The sequence below is a fragment of the Exiguobacterium sp. s43 genome (assembly GCF_018617255.1).
Classification (GTDB): Bacteria; Bacillota; Bacilli; order Exiguobacteriales; family Exiguobacteriaceae; genus Exiguobacterium; species Exiguobacterium profundum.
Genome location: NZ_JACSJT010000010.1, coordinates 1,766 through 4,655, shown reverse-complemented (window position 1 = coordinate 4,655; position 2,890 = coordinate 1,766). Strand labels below are relative to the sequence as shown.

The window sequence follows — 2,890 nt, the reverse complement described above, 5'->3', positions numbered from 1 at the left end:
CCACGCTTCCACCCATGACCTATCTACCTCATCGTCTCTGAGGGGTCTTTCTTGATTGCTCAAAGGGAAATCTCATCTCGGAGGGGGCTTCATGCTTAGATGCTTTCAGCACTTATCCCGTCCGCACGTAGCTACCCAGCGGTGCTCCTGGCGGAACAACTGGTACACCAGCGGTGCGTCCATCCCGGTCCTCTCGTACTAAGGACAGCTCTCCTCAAATTTCCTACGCCCACGACGGATAGGGACCGAACTGTCTCACGACGTTCTGAACCCAGCTCGCGTACCGCTTTAATGGGCGAACAGCCCAACCCTTGGGACCTACTCCAGCCCCAGGATGCGATGAGCCGACATCGAGGTGCCAAACCTCCCCGTCGATGTGGACTCTTGGGGGAGATCAGCCTGTTATCCCCAGGGTAGCTTTTATCCGTTGAGCGATGGCCCTTCCATGCGGAACCACCGGATCACTAAGCCCGACTTTCGTCCCTGCTCGACTTGTAGGTCTCGCAGTCAAGCTCCCTTCTGCCTTTGCACTCTTCGAATGATTTCCAACCATTCTGAGGGAACCTTTGGGCGCCTCCGTTACTGTTTAGGAGGCGACCGCCCCAGTCAAACTACCCGCCTGACACGGTCCTCCAGCCGGATCACGGCTGCGAGTTAGAGACTCTATACGCAAAGGGTGGTATCCCAAGGGTGTCTCCACCGAAGCTGGCGCTCCGGCTTCACAAACTCCCACCTATCCTGTACATCGCGTACAAAGCCTCAATATCAGGCTGTAGTAAAGCTCCATGGGGTCTTTCCGTCCTGTCGCGGGTAACCTGCATCTTCACAGGTACTATGATTTCACCGGGTCTCTCGTTGAGACAGTGCCCAAATCGTTACGCCTTTCGTGCGGGTCGGAACTTACCCGACAAGGAATTTCGCTACCTTAGGACCGTTATAGTTACGGCCGCCGTTTACTGGGGCTTCGGTTCAGTGCTTCTCTTGCGATGACACATCCCCTTAACCTTCCAGCACCGGGCAGGCGTCAGCCCCTATACTTCATCTTGCGATTTAGCAGAGACCTGTGTTTTTGCTAAACAGTCGTTTGGGCCTATTCACTGCGGCTTATGTTGCCATAAGCGTCCCTTCTCCCGAAGTTACGGGACCATTTTGCCGAGTTCCTTAACGAGAGTTATCCCGCGCGTCTTAGAATTCTCATCTCGCCTACCTGTGTCGGTTTGCGGTACTGGCGCCGACCTCCTCACTAGAGGCTTTTCTTGGCAGCGTGAAATCCGGTGCTTCGCCCTACGGGCTCCACGTCACAGCTCAACCTTGTATGCCGGGCGGATTTGCCAACCCGACGGCCTCGCTGCTTGTCCGTGCACTTCCAGTCGCACGGTCACCTTATCCTTCTGCGTCCCCCCATCGTTCAAACGGTGGTACGGCGGTACAGGAATATCGACCTGTTGTCCATCGCCTACGCCTTTCGGCCTCGGCTTAGGTCCAGACTAACCCTGAGCGGACGAGCCTTCCTCAGGAAACCTTAGGCTTTCGACGGAGGGGATTCTCACCCCTCTTTTCGCTACTCACACCGGCATTCTCACTTCCAAGCGCTCCACGGCTCCTCACGATACCGCTTCACTGCTGCTTGGAACGCTCTCCTACCATCCCTTACGGGATCCATAGCTTCGGTGGTATGTTTAGCCCCGTTACATTTTCGGCGCGGCGCCACTCGACTAGTGAGCTATTACGCACTCTTTGAATGGTGGCTGCTTCTAAGCCAACATCCTAGTTGTCTGTGCAGCGCCACATCCTTTTCCACTTAACATACACTTGGGGACCTTAGCTGATGGTCTGGGCTGTTTCCCTCTCGACTACGGATCTTATCACTCGCAGTCTGACTCCCGAGTACAAGTTGCTGGCATTCGGAGTTTGACTGAATTCGGTAACCCTGTGGGGGCCCCTAGTCCAATCAGTGCTCTACCTCCAGAACTCTTCACCTCGAGGCTAGCCCTAAAGCTATTTCGGAGAGAACCAGCTATCTCCAGGTTCGATTGGCATTTCACCGCTACCCACACCTCATCCCCGCACTTTTCAACGTGCGTGGGTTCGGACCTCCAGTCAGTGTTACCTGACCTTCATCCTGGACATGGGTAGATCACCTGGTTTCGGGTCTACGACGACGGACTGATGCGCCCTGTTCAGACTCGCTTTCGCTGCGGCTCCGCCTCATCGGCTTAACCTCGCCCGCCATCGTAACTCGCCGGTTCATTCTACAAAAGGCACGCCATCACCCGTGAACGGGCTCTGACTACTTGTAGGCATACGGTTTCAGGATCTCTTTCACTCCCCTTCCGGGGTGCTTTTCACCTTTCCCTCACGGTACTGGTTCACTATCGGTCACTAGGAAGTATTTAGCCTTGGGAGATGGTCCTCCCGGATTCCGACGGGGTTTCACGTGTCCCGCCGTACTCAGGATCCACTCTGGAGGGGATGGGGTTTCGGCTACAGGGCCGTCACCTTCTCTGGCCGACCTTTCCAGGTCGTTCACCTACCCTATCCCTTTGTAACTCCGTGTAGAGTGTCCTACAACCCCAGGAAGCATGCTTCCTGGTTTGGGCTGTTCCCGTTTCGCTCGCCGCTACTCAGGGAATCGAATTTTCTTTCTCTTCCTCCGGGTACTTAGATGTTTCAGTTCCCCGGGTATGCCTCACGCCACGCTATGTATTCACGTGGGTGTCCCGCCAGTCTCCCGGCGGTGGGTTCCCCCATTCGGAGATCTCTGGATCAATGTGTACTTACCACTCCCCAGAGCATTTCGCTGTTCGTCGCGTCCTTCATCGGCTCCTAGTGCCAAGGCATCCACCGTACGCCCTTTCTACCTTGATCTAGCGTCTAAGACACACGGTCC

The 2,890-nt window shown here is 55.5% G+C and carries 1 rRNA gene; it reads right to left on the bottom strand.

Annotation, left to right across the window (positions count from 1 at the left end):
• A 23S ribosomal RNA gene (locus KNO79_RS15400) occupies nucleotides 1-2,868 on the bottom strand; the annotation flags it as partial.
• Nucleotides 2,869-2,890 lie beyond the last annotated feature (22 nt).